14 protein-coding genes are annotated in these 16,471 nt (G+C 70.5%); 6 read left to right on the forward strand and 8 right to left on the reverse strand.

Features of this window, described 5'->3' with window-relative positions:
- Nucleotides 1–81: 81 nt before the first annotated feature.
- The 3 genes from AC5JCN_RS16405 to AC5JCN_RS16415 all read right to left on the reverse strand — a co-directional run bounded on the left by AC5JCN_RS16405 (nucleotide 82) and on the right by AC5JCN_RS16415 (nucleotide 2,636).
- Nucleotides 82–633, reverse strand: a complete 552-nt coding sequence (locus AC5JCN_RS16405; protein WP_495756157.1) for an SIS domain-containing protein — start codon at nucleotides 631–633, stop codon at nucleotides 82–84.
- A gap of 86 nt (nucleotides 634–719) precedes the next feature.
- On the reverse strand, nucleotides 720–2,147 hold the full coding sequence (gene hydA, locus AC5JCN_RS16410) for a dihydropyrimidinase (RefSeq protein WP_495756158.1): 1,428 nt from the start codon (nucleotides 2,145–2,147) through the stop codon (nucleotides 720–722).
- 96 nt (nucleotides 2,148–2,243) lie between these two features.
- Nucleotides 2,244–2,636, reverse strand: coding sequence for a hypothetical protein (locus tag AC5JCN_RS16415; RefSeq protein ID WP_495756159.1), 393 nt, complete (start codon nucleotides 2,634–2,636; stop codon nucleotides 2,244–2,246).
- A gap of 218 nt (nucleotides 2,637–2,854) precedes the next feature.
- Here AC5JCN_RS16415 and AC5JCN_RS16420 point away from each other — a divergent pair, with 218 nt between their 5' ends.
- The 3 genes from AC5JCN_RS16420 (at nucleotide 2,855) to AC5JCN_RS16430 (ending at nucleotide 5,549) form a co-directional block, all read left to right on the forward strand.
- Entirely contained in the window at nucleotides 2,855–3,769 is a 915-nt protein-coding gene (locus AC5JCN_RS16420; protein WP_495756160.1) for a BON domain-containing protein, read from the forward strand.
- Between the two features lie 81 nt (nucleotides 3,770–3,850).
- Nucleotides 3,851–4,264, forward strand: coding sequence for a four-helix bundle copper-binding protein (locus AC5JCN_RS16425; RefSeq protein WP_495756161.1), 414 nt, complete (start codon nucleotides 3,851–3,853; stop codon nucleotides 4,262–4,264).
- A 319-nt stretch (nucleotides 4,265–4,583) separates the two neighbouring features.
- Nucleotides 4,584–5,549 (forward strand): glutathione S-transferase family protein, encoded by a 966-nt coding sequence (locus AC5JCN_RS16430; protein WP_495756162.1) that lies wholly within the window; start codon nucleotides 4,584–4,586, stop codon nucleotides 5,547–5,549.
- Between the two features lie 94 nt (nucleotides 5,550–5,643).
- On the opposite strand, the gene AC5JCN_RS16435 is transcribed toward AC5JCN_RS16430, so the two are convergent.
- From AC5JCN_RS16435 to AC5JCN_RS16445, 3 genes are read right to left on the reverse strand one after another with little or no spacing between them, the layout of a single operon-like run.
- Nucleotides 5,644–6,948, reverse strand: a complete 1,305-nt coding sequence (locus AC5JCN_RS16435) for an amidase (protein WP_495756163.1) — start codon at nucleotides 6,946–6,948, stop codon at nucleotides 5,644–5,646.
- Entirely contained in the window at nucleotides 6,945–8,750 is a 1,806-nt protein-coding gene (locus AC5JCN_RS16440; protein ID WP_495756164.1) for a hydantoinase B/oxoprolinase family protein, read from the reverse strand. Before AC5JCN_RS16440 ends, AC5JCN_RS16435 begins: the two co-directional genes overlap by 4 nt.
- 11 nt (nucleotides 8,751–8,761) lie before the next feature.
- Nucleotides 8,762–10,837 carry a hydantoinase/oxoprolinase family protein gene (locus AC5JCN_RS16445; protein WP_495756165.1) on the reverse strand — a complete coding sequence of 692 codons (2,076 nt, stop codon included), beginning with the start codon at nucleotides 10,835–10,837 and terminating at the stop codon, nucleotides 8,762–8,764.
- Nucleotides 10,838–10,918: 81 nt separating this feature from the next.
- On the opposite strand from AC5JCN_RS16445, the gene AC5JCN_RS16450 reads away from it, so the two are divergent.
- The 3 genes from AC5JCN_RS16450 to AC5JCN_RS16460 all read left to right on the forward strand — a co-directional run bounded on the left by AC5JCN_RS16450 (nucleotide 10,919) and on the right by AC5JCN_RS16460 (nucleotide 14,591).
- Nucleotides 10,919–11,551: an isochorismatase family protein gene (locus AC5JCN_RS16450; protein WP_495756166.1), complete on the forward strand. Its 633-nt coding sequence runs from the start codon at nucleotides 10,919–10,921 to the stop codon at nucleotides 11,549–11,551.
- An 879-nt stretch (nucleotides 11,552–12,430) separates the two neighbouring features.
- Nucleotides 12,431–13,201 (forward strand): L-iditol 2-dehydrogenase, encoded by a 771-nt coding sequence (locus tag AC5JCN_RS16455; protein WP_495756167.1) that lies wholly within the window; start codon nucleotides 12,431–12,433, stop codon nucleotides 13,199–13,201.
- A 439-nt stretch (nucleotides 13,202–13,640) separates the two neighbouring features.
- Entirely contained in the window at nucleotides 13,641–14,591 is a 951-nt protein-coding gene (locus tag AC5JCN_RS16460; RefSeq protein WP_495756168.1) for a DMT family transporter, read from the forward strand.
- Nucleotides 14,592–14,603: 12 nt separating this feature from the next.
- On the opposite strand, the gene AC5JCN_RS16465 is transcribed toward AC5JCN_RS16460, so the two are convergent.
- Nucleotides 14,604–15,599 (reverse strand): DUF808 domain-containing protein, encoded by a 996-nt coding sequence (locus AC5JCN_RS16465; RefSeq protein WP_495756169.1) that lies wholly within the window; start codon nucleotides 15,597–15,599, stop codon nucleotides 14,604–14,606.
- An 81-nt stretch (nucleotides 15,600–15,680) separates the two neighbouring features.
- Nucleotides 15,681–16,463, reverse strand: a complete 783-nt coding sequence (locus tag AC5JCN_RS16470) for a succinate dehydrogenase iron-sulfur subunit (RefSeq protein ID WP_495756170.1) — start codon at nucleotides 16,461–16,463, stop codon at nucleotides 15,681–15,683.
- Nucleotides 16,464–16,471 lie beyond the last annotated feature (8 nt).

The raw sequence follows: 16,471 nt of genomic DNA on the forward strand, positions 1-16,471 counted from the left end.
GCCGCGGACACGCCTCCGCTTGACCATCGGAGACCAAAGCTTGGCCTTCCGGGACAAGGCGGCGCGGCCTGTCGCCCCGGTCTACTCCAGATTGGTGTGCGTGTGCCGCATGCTTTCCGGGGTGACGCCGAGCCTGTCGCGCAGCGCGATGATCAGCGTTTCGAACAGGATGTACTGCGCGCCCTCGTAGAGAGAGCCACCGGGCAGGACCGTCGAGGGCGGCTGTCCCGCATCCGCCATGGTCTGCGCGGGAATGGCGATGACGAGGTCGGCCGCGCGCGGGCAGGGCCCGCCGGGCTGGGCAGTGACGCAGAGCGTCCGCGCGCCGTCGCGCTTCGCCACCCCCATCAGGGCCTCCACCGTCGAGAAATGGCCCGGCCCGGCCGAGACGATCAGCAGGTCGCCCTCGCCCAGATGAGGCGCCGTCATGTCGCCGACCACGGACGAGGCGAGCCCGATGTGGAAGAGCCGCATGGCGAAGCCCTTCAGCTGCAGCCCCTCCCGCCCTACGCCGTAGAGGGCAATCCGCCGCGCCGCCATGATGGACTCGACGGCCCGCTCCAGCTGGCCCTCGTCCAGCCGATCCGCGACGGCCTCCAGATCCCGCGCAGCCGCCCTGTAGAGCTCGATCATCGTCCGTGTCCTCCCGCCCCTGCCGGGCCTTGCCACCCGGTCGCGGCCATCCTAGCGCAGCGCGGCCTGAACGGGAGGCCCCGGCCTCAGGGACCGCGCGATGGCACGGCGTAGGGCGACAAAGAGCGCTTGAGGAACCGGCCCGCCTCCTTGGCCCCCAGGATCCGGCCTTCCTCCATCACGGTCTCGCCCCGCAGGATCGTCATCACCGGCCAGCCGGTCACGGCGATACCCTCGTAGGGCGTGTAGTCGGAACCGTGGTGCATCAGCTCCTGGCGGATCGTCTCCTTGCGGTTGGGATCCCAGATGACGATGTCGGCGTCGAAGCCCGGCGCGATCGAGCCCTTCTGGGGATAGAGGCCGTACATCTTGGCGTGGTTGGTCGAGGTCAGCGCCACGAACTCGTTCAGCGTGATGCGGCCCTCGCCGACACCCTTCGAGAACAGGATCTGCATGCGCGTCTCGATGCCGGGGATGCCGTTCGGCACCCAGCGGAAGGAGGTGCGCGCCTTCGGGTTCTTCTTGCCCTGCGTGCCCTCGAAGTAGAACGGGCAATGGTCGGACGAGAAGGTCGTGAACACGCCGGTGCGGATGCCCTCCCAGATCGCCTCCCAGTTCGCCGGGTCGCGCGGCGGCGGCGAGCAGACATACTTGCCGCCGCTCTCGTCCATGTTGAGGCCCTTCAAGTCGGCGGCCGTTAGGGCGATGTATTGCGGGCAGGTCTCGCCATAGACCTTGAGCCCCTTCTGCTGGGCCCAGCGGATCTGCTCCATCGGCTCCCGGCCGGAGACGTGCACGACCATGATCGGCACGTCGGTGAGCTCGGCATGGCTGATGGCGCGGTGCGTCGCCTCGCGCTCGACGGAGGGGGGGCGCGACACGGCATGGTAGTAGGGCGCCGTCTTGCCCGCCCGCTCCAGCCGCTCCGTCATGAAGCGGATCGCGTCGTAGCCCTCGCAATGCACCATCACCAGGGCGCCGCAGCCCCGCGCGCAGTCGAACACCTCGAGCAGCTGGCGGTCGTTCAGGACGAGGTCGTCATAGGTCATGAACACCTTGAACGAGGTGTAGCCGTCATCCACCAGCGCCGGCAGCTCCTGCCCGAGCACGCTCGACGACGGGTCGGAGATGATGAGGTGGAAGCCGTAGTCGCAGTAGCTCTGGCCGTCCGCCTCCTTGTGGTAGTCGACCACGCTCTGGCGCAGCGAGGCGCCGCGCGGCTGCAGCGCGAAGGGCAGCACGGTGGTGTTGCCGCCCGCGATCGCCGACCGGGTGCCGCTCTCGAAGCCGTCCGCCATCGCGGGCCCGCCGAAGGCGGGCTGGGCGAGGTGGACGTGGCTGTCGATGCCACCCGGCATCACCAGCATGCCGCCGGCGTCGATCTCCCTGGCGCCACCCGTGAGCCTGTCGGCGACCACGACGATCTTGCCGCCCCGGATGCCGACATCCGCGGCCACGGTGTCGGCGGCGGTGACGACGGTGCCGCCGCGGATGACGAGATCATAGTCGCTCATGCTGCCCTCCCGGGTCGCGGCAATGCCGCTGGCTGTCAGGGCCTCACTCTAGCGAGAGGCCCCCGCCCCTCAAGCAGCCGGACGGCATGGCAGGTTTCAGGCCCCGGCCGGAACCTCGGCCCGGCCGCGCCAGAGCGCGTGGAACTCCTCGTAGAGATCGCCCTGCGGCGTATAGAGCAGGTCGGTGTGCAGCTGGTCCGCCTCCGGCCGCCGGCGATACTCCTCCAGCCGGTTGGGATAGGACGGCAGCAGAGCGAGGGTCTCCGGAGACATCAGCTCGCGCTTCAGGAACGAGGTGCGCCGGTGCGAGTACTGGCGGATCTGGTAGACGGGCTTCAGGCATTCCGGCGTGTGGACGGACGAGACGTGGTCCAGCATGTCGCGCAGGACGAAGCCGCCGCCCGCCGCCGCCTCGTAGTAGGGCCGCGCCTCCTCCGGCACTGCGGACAGGTCTGCGACGTGGAGCGGCGGGCTGTCGGACGGCCACATGGCATTGCCTCCGGGGATGCGTGGTTTCCTCGCCGCCCAGAAAAGCCCGTGCCGGGCGTTCCGTCCAGCCCCGCCGCGACAGGGCGCATCCGCGGCAGGCAGACACCTCGCCGTCCTCAGCCGCGAGAAAGGCGGCGCGGGTGTGATCCGGGGCCCTTCCGGAACGGTTCGGCTCGGCAGCCGTTTCGCCAGCCTTACCCTTACCCATGGAGGCACCCATGTCCCGCTATGACGAAGACTGGCGTGGAGACCGCAGGCCCCGGCAGGGGCGCGGCGAGGACGACGATCGCGGCCGTGGCGCGCTGGACCGCCGCCGCACAGGCTATGGCGGCGAGTTCTACCGCGACGGCGAGGGCTCCGGGCGCGGCGACCGGTCGGGCGGACTGTCACCCGACTATGGCCGCGGCGATCCCGCGGCACGCGAGCGCGGCACCGACTGGCGCGGCGGCCAGGGCTACGGCGAATACGGCCGCGGCAGTGGCGACTACGGCCCGTCCCGCTACCCCGACGAGGACCGCTGGCGGCCGGGCGGCGACGCACGCTTCTGGCGCGAGGGGCGCCCCGTAGACTACGGCGCCCGCGGCGGCAGCTCCGGCGGGCAGGACCGGTATTCCGGCGACAGGTCGTGGCGCGAGAGCGGACGCGGCAGCTGGGACCAGGGCAATGACCGCGGCTTCTGGGACCGGGCGACCGACGAGGTCTCGTCCTGGTTCGGCGACGAGGACGCCGAGCGCCGGCGCCGGATGGACGAGGCGAGCGAGGGCCGGCACCGTGGGCGCGGGCCCAAGGGCTACACCCGCTCCGACGAGCGTATCCGCGAGGACGTCTCGGACCGCCTGACCGACGACCCATTGGTCGATGCCTCCGACATCGAGATCGCCGTGTCCGGCGGCGAGGTGACACTGACCGGCATGGTCGACAGCCGCGAGAGCCGGCGCCGGGCCGAGGATTGCGCCGAGCGGATCTCCGGCGTCACGCACGTCCAGAACAATATCCGCGTCCGCCGGGCCGAGGACCGTCAGGAGCTTCGCTCCGACAACACCGGCCTCTCCTCCGGCACCGCCTCTGGCGGCACGACCGCAGTCGAGGCCAACCGCTCGACGCCGGTCACGCGGGCCCGCGGGCGCGCCTGACGGCTGACGACCGAACACCTGCCATCCCGCCGGGCCCGGCCCGGCGGGATCACTCCCCTTTCGAATGATGAGGATTTCGCCATGCATGCCCAGCAGATGATCGCCACCCACCCGCACGTGAAGGGCGACACCAACGATGCCCTGATCCGGTGCATCGAGGCGTGCTTCGACTGCGCCCAGACCTGCACGTCGTGCGCCGACGCCTGTCTCGGCGAGAGCATGGTGGCCCAGCTCACCCAGTGCATCCGGTTCAACATGGATTGCGCCGACATCTGCGCCGCCACCGGCGCCATCGCCACGCGGCGGACCGGGTCGAACGAGGCGGTGATGAAGATGACGATCGAGGCTTGCGCCGAAGGCTGCAGGGCCTGCGCGCAGGAATGCGAGCGCCATGCCGGCATGCACGAACATTGCCGCGTCTGCGCCGAGGCCTGCCGGCGCTGCGAGACGGCCTGCCGCGAGGCGGCCGCCAGCATCTCGTCCCGCATGCAGTAGCCCCGGCCGGGCAAGGAAGGGCGCCGCGGAATCAGCCGGGTGCCGCCACCATTTCGGACGCCCGGTTCGTCTCGAGCTACAGCAGGATCCTATGACAGGACTGACGCCGGATAGGCCTGGAACAGGGCCGTCCCGCACTCGGGCAGAGCTGCGGCGCGAGACGGTCGAATCCGGCACAACCAGAGTCTGACCCCCGTCATTGTTCTGGCGTGCGAAACCGCAAATGGATTCCGGCAGAGGCGCCGTCGCCGACCGCTGCGTTTTCCTTGCCGGCTCTCCGTCGCGGGTGCATTGCACCCGCAACGGACGGGAGGGCGCCATGCTCGTGAACGGCATCTGGACCGAGGACTGGCACCCCGTACAGGCGAAGGACGCCAAGGGCGGCTTCGTGCGCCAGGCCTCCACCTTCCGCAACTGGGTGACCCCGGATGGGCGGCCGGGGCCGACCGGGGAAGGCGGCTTCGCGGCCGAGGTGGGTCGCTACCACCTCTACGTGGCGCTGATCTGCCCCTGGGCCTCACGGACGCTCATCGCGCGTGCGGTGAAGCGGCTGACGGACGCGATCTCGGTCTCCGTCGTCGAGCCCGTGCTGACGGACCGGGGCTGGCGCTTCGGCGATTATCCCGGCGCCACGCCGGACCACCTGCATGGCGCCACCTATGTCCACGAGCTCTATACGAGAGCCGATCCCGTCCATACCGGCCGCGCCACCGTTCCCGTCCTGTGGGACCGCAAGCGCGACACGATCGTCAACAACGAGTCCGCCGACATCGTGCGCATGCTGAACGACGGCTTCGGCGACCTCGCCGACCGGTCGGTGGACCTCTACCCGCAGGAGTTGCGGCGGGAGATCGATGCGCTGAACGAGCGCATCTATCCCGCCCTCAACAACGGCGTATACCGCACCGGCTTTGCGACCACGCAAGAAGCCTACGAGGAGGCCTTCGCCGAGGTGTTCGCCACGCTCGACTGGCTGGAGGACCGCCTCTCCGACGGCCGCGCACTGCTGTTCGGAGACATGCTGACGGAGAGCGACATCCGCCTCTTCGTCACGCTCATCCGCTTCGACGCGGCCTATGTCGGCGCCTTCAAGTGCAATCTGCGCAGGATTGCCGACTACCCCGCGCTCAGCCGCTTCGTAGAGACCATGCTGCGTTGGCCGGGCGTGCGCGAGACGGTGAGCATCGGCCACATCAAGGCGGGGTACTACTCGATCCGCTCAATCAACCCCACCGGCATCGTGCCGGTCGGGCCGGAGCTGCCCTTCGCTCACCTGCTGGCCTGAGGCGTCCAGGATTTCGCTGCTCCGGCGGCCCCCTCCCTGCCCTCCCCCGTGAACGGGGGAGGGTTCCCCGCGCTTTTCGGCAGATGTCGCGCCGTCAGAGCCCCAGGGCCTGCCCCGTCTTTGACCACAGGAACGCCGCGAGCCTTCCGTCCTCGCCGGGGGCGGCCATCAGCATGGCGCCGAGCGGCATGCCGGTCTCCGGATCAGTTCCGGCGGGGAGCCCGGCAATGGGACCGCCCAGCGCGGTCGCGGGGATGACGAGACTGGGGTCGCCCGTCGCCATGCCGGCGGGGGCGGGACCGGTAGCCGCGGGCATCAGGGCGAAGCGTCCGTCGAGCGCGCGCCAGAAGGCGTGGCCGAGGGAGACGAGCTCGCGAAGGGCCGCGTGATATTGCCCGTCCGGGATCGCCAGCCCCGCGTCGAGGTCGGCGGCGAGCCGGGCGTCGATGAGGTCGCGCGGCAGTCCGCGATGGGTGCGCCCGACCTCGGCCAGCAGCACGACCCTGTGCGCCTCGCGGAGCGCGTCGAGCGGCACGGGCGAGGCGATCTCCTCCACCGCGAGGCCAGCATCGCGGAAGCGCCCGGCGAGCCCGTCCATCGCGGCCGCGACACACCGCTCCGCCAGCCGCTCGATCAGCGGATCGCGCAGCAGCGCCACGCGGACGAGATCGCTGCCGGGACTGGTTCCGTCCATCCGCAGGTGGGCGGGAGCGAAGGCGGCAGCCACGAGTGCCGCACCCGAGGCGCGCGAAGCAAAGCCGCCTGCCGTGTCGAAACTCGGTGCGAACGGCACGACCCCGGTGCCGGGAACACCCAGTGTCGAGGGCTTGAAGCAGCCGATGCCACAATAGGCAGCCGGGCGATTCACGCTGCCCGCCGTCTGCGTTCCGATGGCGAGCGGCACCATCCCGGATGCCACGGCGGCGGCCGAGCCGGCCGAGGATCCGCCGGGGGTGCGCGAGAGGTCGTGCGGGTTGCGGGTCGGCGGCGGCCCGGTGAAATACGCAAATTCGGTGGTGTGCACCTTGCCGAGGAGCACGGCCCCTGCGGCACGCAGATGCGCCACGACCGTGGCATCGGCCGTGGCCGGCGGCGCCGCGGCGCGCGCGCGGCTGCCAGCGCGCGTCGGCAGGCCCTGCACGTCGATCACGTCCTTCACCGCGAAGGGGATTCCGTGCACCGGCCCACGGGCCGCTCCCGCCGCGCGCTCGGCGTCACGCTCGCGCGCCTGGGTCAGCGCCTCGTCGGCAAGCACCGTGATGAAGGCCCGCACCTCGCCGTCCACCTCGGCAATGCGGTCCAGGCACCGCCGGACGAGCATCTGCGAGGTCAGCGAACCCTCACGCAGGGCGCTGGCGAGGGCCTCGACCCCGCCGGGATCGGCTGCGAGGCCGCTCATGAGTGACGGGCCGCGCGCAGCTCGGCCCTGCGGGCGGCGGTCCCAGCGACGTCCACCGCGAGCGAATCGTCCTCGATTTCGCCGGTGAAGACGACGCCGTAGACGTCTCGCGCCTTGTCGCGGCTCTCCCAGCCCTCCAGCACGTCATGCAGCACGCGGGCGACTTCGCGGTCGAGCGGGTCGCCGTATCCGCCGCCCGAGGAGTCGCGGCCGCGCAGCGCATGGCCGGGCTGGATCGCGACCTGGATGACATTCGGCAGGCGCCTGTCTCCCTCCGGGCCGCCGACGAGCCAGGTCTGCCCCGGCGTACCCGGCAGGCCACCCACCACGCCGCGCGGCGGCGCGTGCTGGCCGTCGCAGGAGATCACCGCGGTGACGGGGTGGCCGGTCGGCTCGATCTCGATCTGCTGGGCCGGGGCTCCACGCCGACGTCCCGCGCCGGGGCTGTCCTGCACCAGCGCGAGGCTGCGCACGCGGATCGGGTGCTTCAGCTCGTCCACCTCGACGCTGTCGCGGTACATGAGCCCGGCGATGACGGGAATGGCGTAGTTCACCCAGCCATCGGCCCCCGGCGAGGCAGGGCCGCCATTGGTCGAGAGCATCATGCGGTTGACGTAGGGCGCGTCCGCCCGGCGCTTGTCCTTGCCGGAGATCACGGCCATGCCGGCACCCAGCCCGGTGCCGCCCTCCGACAGGCCATGACCGTCCCCCAGCTGCGCGAAGGCGGACTGGGTGATGTTGACCAGCCGCTCGGAGACGTTGGTGGTCCCCATCGAGCAGGAATGCGGGAATTTCGGCGCCGCGACGACGCTCTCCTCGGCATAGGTGAAGCGAAGGCGGCGGAAGCTGCCGGCGTTGCGCGGGAGGTCCTTCTCCAGCGCGTTGAAGATGGCGCCGACCACGGCCGAGGTCGCGGCCCCCAGGGAGGTGTTCAGCCCCACGTCGACGCAGGGCGGGTTGTCGGAGAGGTCGACGTGGATCATCGCCTCGTCCGGGTCGATCTCCAGCTTCACGGTGAGCTCCAGCCCGCCGGGGAGGATGCCTTCGAGCGGATCTGACCGCCCCTTGTTGACGAGCTTCGCCCTGGGCAGCCGCCGGATGTTGTCGATCATCCGGCGTTCGGAGTAGTCGAACCAGTCGCGGCTGAACTGCTTGACGGCGGCGACGCCGTACTTGGCGCAGAACTCCTCCAGCCGCCGCTCGGCGACACGGGCGCTGCCGAGCCCCGCGAGGTAGTCGCCGTACCACTGGTCGGGGACGCGGATGCGAGCCCGGCACATGCGCACGATGTCCTCGACGTTCTTGAAGTCGCGCTGGATGCGCACCCCGGGAAACACGATGGCCCCCTCGTGGTAGACGTCCCGCGCCAGCACGAAATAGCTCGACGGGATCGAGTTGCCGATGTCGGCCATGTGGCACTTCGAGACGGCCGTGAAGAGGTGCTCGTCCTCGAAAAAGATCGGCACCATGAACGTGTGGTCGGCCGGGTGGGTGTTGCCGCCATAGGGATCGTTGTCGAGGTAGGCGTCGCCCCGGCGGATGTCGCCCTGGTGGTAGCGGCGCATGTTCGCCGTCTGGATGTGGCAGCCGAAAATGTGCACCGGCAGGCCCTCGGCCGGGGCGAGGAGCTGGTCGTCGCCGGTGACGAGGCAGCAGGAGAAGTCGCGCGCCGACGAGATCACCGCCGAGCGCGCCGCCCGCAGCAGCGTGTTCGTCATCTCGCGCACGATGCCGTCCAGCCTGTTGGCCATGACGGAGAGCTGGACGGGGTCGAGCGAGGAAGAAGCGGTGTCTGTCGCCATGGCGGGCCTCCTCACGCGCAGGTCAGGATGTAGTTGCCGGCCACGCTGAGTCGCGCGGACAGGCCGGGATAGACGACGATGGTGGTCGTCGGCTCCTCGATGACGGCGGGCCCCTGCACGGCCGCGCCGGGCGCCAGGGCGTCACCCCGGTAGATCGGCGTCCGCACCCGTCCCGTTTCGGTGAAGTAGCAGTCCCGATGCGAGGTCGGCGTCGCCGCGTGCGGCTGCGCGGTGGCGTCCGGAGGCGGCGGGGGATCGAAGAGCGTGATGGCGATGCGCCCCTTCCAGTTCACGAACTCCACAGGGCTGCCCTCGTCGCGCACGGCGTAGACGCGCTCATGCGTGCGGTGAAAGGATTCGGCGAGCGCCGCCACGTCCTCCGGCCCCTCGATGTGCGAGGAGGGAAGCGCCGTGTCCAGCTCCCACACCTGCGCCCGGTAGCGGGCCTCGACGAAGAAGGCGGCGGAGACCCGCGCGCCTTCCGCTCCCGCAAGCCCGGCCTTGAACGCCTCGAGGTCGCCGGCGATGGCGGCCAGGGACGCGTTGACGCCCTCGGTGTCGAAGGCGGACGTATCCGTGAAGCGGCTGCGCGTCGCCTCGTGCACGATCTCGCTGTACTGCATGCCGCAGGCCGACAGCGCCGAGGCGAGGCGCGGCAGGATCACAGTCTCGCAGCCGAGCTCGCGCGCGATCGGCATGATGTTGAAGCCCGCCGCGCCGCCGCCGGCGACGATGACGCTCTCGCGCGGGTTCAGCCCCTCGTTCACGGTGATCTCGCCGATCGCCTTGATCATGTGCTCGTTGGCGATGGTCATGATGTCGGCCGCCAGCGCGTCCGGGGCGCGCCCGAGTTCGGCGGCGAGCGCCGCGACGACGCGCTGCGCGGCGGCCCTGTCCAGCGTCAGACGTCCGCCGTTGAAGTAGTCGGGGTCGATGTAGCCCAGCACGAGCGCGGCGTCGGTGACAGTCGGCCTGTCGCCGCCGCGGCCGTAGCAGGCCGGGCCGGGCACCGAGCCCGCCGATTGCGGGCCGACGCGCAGGAGCCCGCCCGCATCGACCCAGGCGATCGAACCGCCTCCCGCACCCACCGACCTCACGTCGACGGTTGAGGTGCCGATGATGTCGCCCAGCCAGCGCTGCCCCAGCCAGCTGTCGCGCGTGTAGACGAGGCCGCCGTCGCGCACCAGGCCGACGTCGAAAGTGGTCCCGCCGGTGTCGCAGACGATGGCGTTGCCGCCAAGCTTCTCGACCGCGGAATAGGCGCGGCCCGCCACGGGCGCCATGGCCGGCCCGGACTTCAGCGTGTGGATGGGCCGGGCCACCAGCTCGTCGACGTGCTGGCAGCCGCCGACAGAGGTCGACACAAGGAGATCGCCGCTGAAGCCGGCGGCCCGCAGGTCCTCGCTCATGTCGCGCAAATGCCGCTGCATCAGCGGCTTCAGCGATGCGTCGATGGCGGTGGCCGACGCCCGGCGGTACTCGCGCAAAATCGGGACCAGCTGGTGCGACAGCGTGTAGGGCACGCCCGGCATCACATCGTCGAGAATGCGGCCGACGGCCAGCTCGTGCGCGGGATCGGCGATGGACCAGAGCAGGCTCACCGCGACCGCCTCGAAGCCGCGCTGCTTCAGGGTCTCTGCGACAGCCCGGACCTGGGCGTCCGACACGGGGGAGACCTCCTCGCCGTCCGCGCCGATGCGCCCGTCGATCTCGAACGTGTAGCGGCGGGAAATGTAGGGGTCGGGGTAATCGTAGCTGTAGTCGTGCGGCCCGTGCTTGCCGCCCTCCTTCAAAACCAGCGTGTCGCGGAACCCGGTGGTGGTGAGGAACGCGGTCTTCGCCGTGCGCCTTGTGACGATGGCGTTGGTGGCGCGCGTGGTGCCATAGATGAGGACGTTGGTGCGGGCGAGCAGCGCGGCGACATCGAGCCCCAGCTCCTCGGCGACGACGGCAAGGGCACCCGCCATCCCCTCGAAAATGCGCTCGGGCGTCGTCAGCGCCTTGCCGATGTGCAGCCGCCCGGCCTCGTCGAGCACCACCATGTCGGTGAAGGTGCCGCCGGTGTCGACGGAGATCCGGTAGCCCATGCGTGCCTCCGCGTTGAATTCGGCGTCCAAGGCTGCACAATGCAAGCCGGAATCCAACACGCATCGCCATCAGGAGCGGGAATGGCCGACATCTACGAGCAGCGCGGCTATGCCCGCGAACCCATCGGCTTCGGGCGCAAGCCCGCCGTGCTGGTGGTCGATTTCCAGCGCGGCTTCACCGAGGCGGAGTTCCCGATGGGGGGCGGCGCGATGGTGGAGGCGGCCCTGCAGAAGACGCTCGGCGTGATGCGGGCGGCCAAGCGCGCCGGGGCGCCCGTGCTGGCCTGCGCCATCGCCTTCGACAGCCGCAAGGGCGCGCAGCCCTGGAAGGTCGGCCCGGTGCTCGACCTCATCGCCGGGACGCCGCAGGCGGCGCTGGACCCGCGCATCGCCGCCGAGGAGCCCGACGTGGTGATGTCGAAGACGGCCCCCTCCATGTTCTTCGGCACGGCCGCCGCGGCCGTGCTGACGCGCGAGGGCGTGGACACGGTCATCGTCACCGGGTGCATTACCTCCGGGTGCGTCCGGGCCACCATCGTCGACGCCTTCTCCGCCGGCTTCCGCGTCCAGGTGCCGCGCGACTGCGTCGGCGACCACGACCAGGCGGCGCACGAGCAGAACCTCGCCGACGTCGGCCGCCGCTACGCCGACATCATCGACGCCGAAACGGCCATCGCCGCCCTCGAGCGCTGGCGCGGCAGCAACGCGCCCTAGCGCCGGCCGCCTCACCCTTGTCCTCCCCGGCGCGCCGGAGGCGCGGGAAGGGATCCAGCGCATTTTCCGGCCTGCAACCCGCTCGCTGGCGGCCCCTGGCTCCCCTTCCCCTCCGCCGCTGCGCGGCTCCGGCCGGGGATGACAGGCTTCTCCGGCAGGCCAACCTGTGGTCATCCCACCCTGGATCAATGGCGGTCAGCAGCGCGCCCTAGGTCCGGCCGCCTCACTTCCTTGTCATCCCCGGCGCGCCGGAGGCGCGGGAAGGGGATCCAGCGCCTTTCCGGCCTGCAACCCGCTCGCTGGCGGCCCCTGGCTCCCCTTCCCCTCCGCCGCTGCGCGGCTCCGGCCGGGGATGACAGGCTTCTCCGGCAGGCCAACCTGTGGTCATCCCACCCTGGATCAATGGCGGTCAGCAGCGCGCCCTAGGTCCGGCCGCCTCACTTCCTTGTCATCCCCGGCGCGCCGGAGGCGCGGGAAGGGGATCCAGCGCCTTTCCGGCCTGCAACCCGCTCGCTGGCGGCCCCTGGCTCCCCTTCCCCTCCGCCGCTGCGCGGCTCCGGCCGGGGATGACAGGCTTCTCCGGCAGGCCAACCTGTGGTCATCCCACCCTGGATCAATGGCGGTCAGCAGCGCGCCCTAGGTCCGGCCGCCTCACTTCCTTGTCATCCCCGGCGCGCCGGAGGCGCGGGAAGGGGATCCAGCGCCTTTCCGGCCTGCAACCCGCTCGCTGGCGGCCCCTGGCTCCCCTTCCCCTCCGCCGCTGCGCGGCTCCGGCCGGGGATGACAGGGTTCTCCGGCAGTCTTGCTCTTCGCCTGCCTGCGTCCCAAGCTGCATCCCGGGTGGCCCGGCAGAGGCCGCGGTGGATCGGGAGGACGTCCATGAAGCTCGAGGGCAAGGTTGCGCTCGTCACCGGCGGGGCGCGCGGCATCGGGGCGGCTGTCGCGCGGGGCTATGTGCGCGAGGGCGCGCGGGTCGTCGTCGCCGACATCGAGATTGACACGGCCACAGCGCTCGCCGCGTCGCTCGGGGATCGTGCCGTGGCCGTGCCCCTGGATGTTCGCGACAGAGCCTCGATCGCAGCAGCGGTGGAGACGGCGGAGCACCGGTTCGGCGGCCTCGACGTGCTCTTCAACAATGCAGGCGTCTTCGACATGGCGCCGATCGCCGAGATCACCGAGGAGATGTACCGGCGCCAGTACGACGTGAACGTCGGCGGCGTCGTGTTCACCGCGCAGGCCGCCGTGGCCGCGATGCGGCGGCACGGCAGGGGCGGCGCCATCATCAACATCGCCTCGCAGGCCGGACGGCGCGGCGAGGGCAACATCGTCCTCTACTGCAGCGCCAAGGCGGCGGTGATCAGCATCACGCAGTCACTGGGGCTGGAACTCGCCAAGGAGGGCATCCGCGTCAATGCCATCGCTCCCGGGGTCATCGACACGCCGATGTGGGACCGGGTCGACGCGCTGTTCGCCAAATACGAGAAAAGGCCCGTCGGCGAGAAAAAGCGCATGGTCGGCGAGGCGGTGCCGCTCGGCCGCATGGGCGATCCGGAGGACCTCGTCGGTCCCGCGATCTTCCTCGCGTCCCATGACGCACATTACGTGACCTGCCAGACACTCAATGTCGACGGCGGCAACTGGATGAGCTGAATGAGCCTGATGGCCGGCGGGGGAAGCCCGGCCCCGGCCGGCGCCGCGCAATGCCGGGACACACAAGCGTGAAAAACAAAAGGGCAGCCAAAGCTGCCCCAGACCTTGCCGTCTATGCGGCTGACCCTAAGTCAGGTCACGCAGCGTTGCTGCGCGCCCGTCTTGGGCGTTTCCTCCCCAGACTTGGGCCGCGCTTGCGCGGCCTTTTTCTTGTCGGCGCGATTTAGAGCATAGCGTCGCCCCCGCCGCAAGGGGCGAGTCGTGGGCAAAGCCCGACTTAAATCGATAAGTACGGCTCATCGTCCAAGCAGAGGTCTCCTCCGTTGCCCGGACGGCGTTGCTGCCGCGTGTCAGGCGCTCCGGGCCTGCGGCCCGGCAAACGGCGGTTGTGGCGACAGCCACGCCCGTGCCACCCTGAATTCTCCTTCCGGAGTCCCCCATGCACGACCTGCAGCGCCCGACCGTGACCGCGCAAACGGCAGATGCGGCGGGCGCGTCGCGCCGCAACCTGCTCACGGGCATCCTTCTCGGCCTGTTCGCGGTCGTCGCGTGGGGCGCCTACTCCGTCGCGGCGAGGCACGGGCTCGACGGCGGCCTGACGGCGTGGGACCTGACGGCCCTGCGCTTCATCACCGCCGGCGTGGTGATGGCGCCCTTCCTCTGGCGCCTCGGCCTGCGCGACCTCGGCGGTGTCGGCTGGTGGCGCGGCATCGCCCTCACGCTGGGCGCCGGGCCGCTCTTCGCCTGGCTCTATGCCGAGGGCCTGCGCAACACCCCCTTCGCGCACGGGCCGGTGATCGCGCCATCGACCATCACGCTGGCAAGCCTGGTCCTGTCCGCCATCCTCCTCGGCGAGAAGGTGAGCTGGTCGCGCTGGCTGGGCGTCGCCATCGTTATCGCCGGCCTCGTCTTCGTTGCCGACAGCCGGGCCGACGGGAAAGGCTTCGGCCTGCCCAGCGGGTGGGACGGCATGCTTCTGGTGGCCGGCATGCTGTGGGCCATCTTCACCGTCAATCTGCGCCGGTGGAAGGTGGATGCCGTGCGCGCGACCGCCATCGTCGCCGTGCTCGGGCTCGTCGTCGTGGCACCGCTCTACCTCGCGACCGGCGGTCTGCGTACCGTGATGGAGCACCCGCAGGCGGCGGCGCTGCAAGCCGTCTTCCAGGGTCTCGTCTCGGCCGTCCTCGCCACGCTCGCCTACAGTGCCGCGGTCACCCGCCTCGGGGCGAGCCGGGCCGGCATCTTCCCGTCGCTCGTCCCGGCCTTCGCGGTGCTCATGGCCGTGCCGGCCCTCGGCATCGTCCCGACGGGACTTCAGGTGACGGGAATCGTGCTGGCGACGGCGGGACTGGTCCTCGCCATCGGCCTCCTCGACCGCCGCGCGACCTGAGGCCGGATGGCCTCAGGCAGTCTTGCCGCGCAGGCGGCCGGCGAGCCGGACGAGGGGCGCAACCCCGTAGGCGGCGACCGGGATCAGCGCGGCACCGATAACGAGGCCGATGAGGCCGGACCCGATGGCGGAGACGAGCCAGGAGACGAAACCCTGCGCCACGGGCACTGCCTGGGCCGCGCGCTCGGCGATGTCGTGGATCACGTGCCCCAGCGTACCCCAGCCGTAAAGCTCCAGCCCGTGCACGATGATTCCGCCGCCGACCCAGACCATGGCGGCGGTACCGATGATGGCGAGCAGCTGCAGGACGACGGGCATGCCCCTGACGAGACCGCGCCCGAAGCCGCGCACCATCGCGCCGACGGCGCCGGGCCTCGCGTAGCGCGCCAGCGCGAGGCCGGCATCATCGGCCTTTACGATCAGCGCAACGACCCCGTACACGGCGGCTGTGATGCCGATGCCCACCACGGCCAGCACCAGCGCCTGCGTCCAGAAAGGCGATTCGGCCGGCACGGCGGCGAGCGTGATGGCCATGATCTCGGCCGAGAGGATGAAATCGGTGCGGATCGCACCGGCGACCTTCTCGTTCTCGAGCGCCACGGGATCGGCGCCGGACGCACCCGCGGCTTCCTCGGCCGCGTGGGCCGCGTGCGGAAACAGCTTCTCGGCAATCTTCTCCGCGCCTTCGAAGCAGAGATACGCCCCGCCCAGCATCAGCAGGGGCGTGATCAGCCAGGGGGCCAGCAGGCTGAGCGCCAGCGCCGCAGGCAACAGGAACAGGAGCTTGTTGCGCAGCGAGCCCGCCGCGATGCGGGCGACGATGGGGATCTCGCGTTTCGCTGCGAACCCGACGACGTAGCGCGGCGTCACGGCCGCATCGTCGATCACCACGCCGGCCGCCTTGGCGCCTGCCTTGGCCGCCTGTGCGGCGACGTCGTCCAGCGAGGCAGCCGCCACCTTGGCGATGGCGGCGATGTCGTCGAGGAGGGCTATCAGTCCGACGCTCACGAAGGCTCCCTGCAGCTGGCGCTCCGGACGTATATAGGCCGGAGTCGCGACAGCGCGAGTGCGCTCGGGTGACGGACGGCGTCAGACCTGCCGCGTCACCATCATCTTCTTGATCTCGGCGATCGCCTTGGCCGGGTTGAGGCCCTTCGGGCACACCTTGGCGCAGTTCATGATGGTGTGGCAGCGATAGAGCTTGAAGGGATCCTCGAGCCCGTCGAGCCGCTCGCCCGTGGCCTCGTCGCGGCTGTCGATGAGCCAGCGATAGGCCTGCAGCAGGGCGGCGGGACCGAGATAGCGGTCCCCGTTCCACCAGTAGCTCGGGCAGCTCGTCGAGCAGCACGCGCACAGGATGCACTCGTAGAGGCCGTCGAGCTTGACGCGGTCCTCCGGCGCCTGCTGCCACTCCTTCTCAGGGGTTGGAGAGGAGGTGTGTAGCCAGGGCTCGATGGAAGCGTGCTGGGCGTAGAAATTGGTCAGGTCCGGGACGAGATCCTTGATCACCGGCATGTGCGGCAACGGATAGATCTTCACCGCCCCGCCCTTCACCTCGTCGATGGCCGTGGTGCAGGCGAGCGCGTTGGCCCCGTCGATGTTCATGGCGCAGGAGCCGCAGATGCCCTCGCGGCAGGAGCGGCGGAAGGCCAGCGTCGGGTCGACCTTGTTCTTGATCCAGATGATCCCGTCGAGGACCATCGGGCCGCAATCGTCGCGGTCAACCCAGTAGGTGTCGAGCCGTGGATTGGCGCCGCCGTCGGGATCGTAGCGGTAGATCCTGAACTCGGTGACGCGCTTGGCACCGGCGGGCTTCGGCCACGCCTTGCCCTCGACGATGCGCGAGTTCCTGGGAAGGGAGAGCTGGACCATGTTCAGAT

It is taken from the genome of Alsobacter sp. (assembly GCF_059501845.1).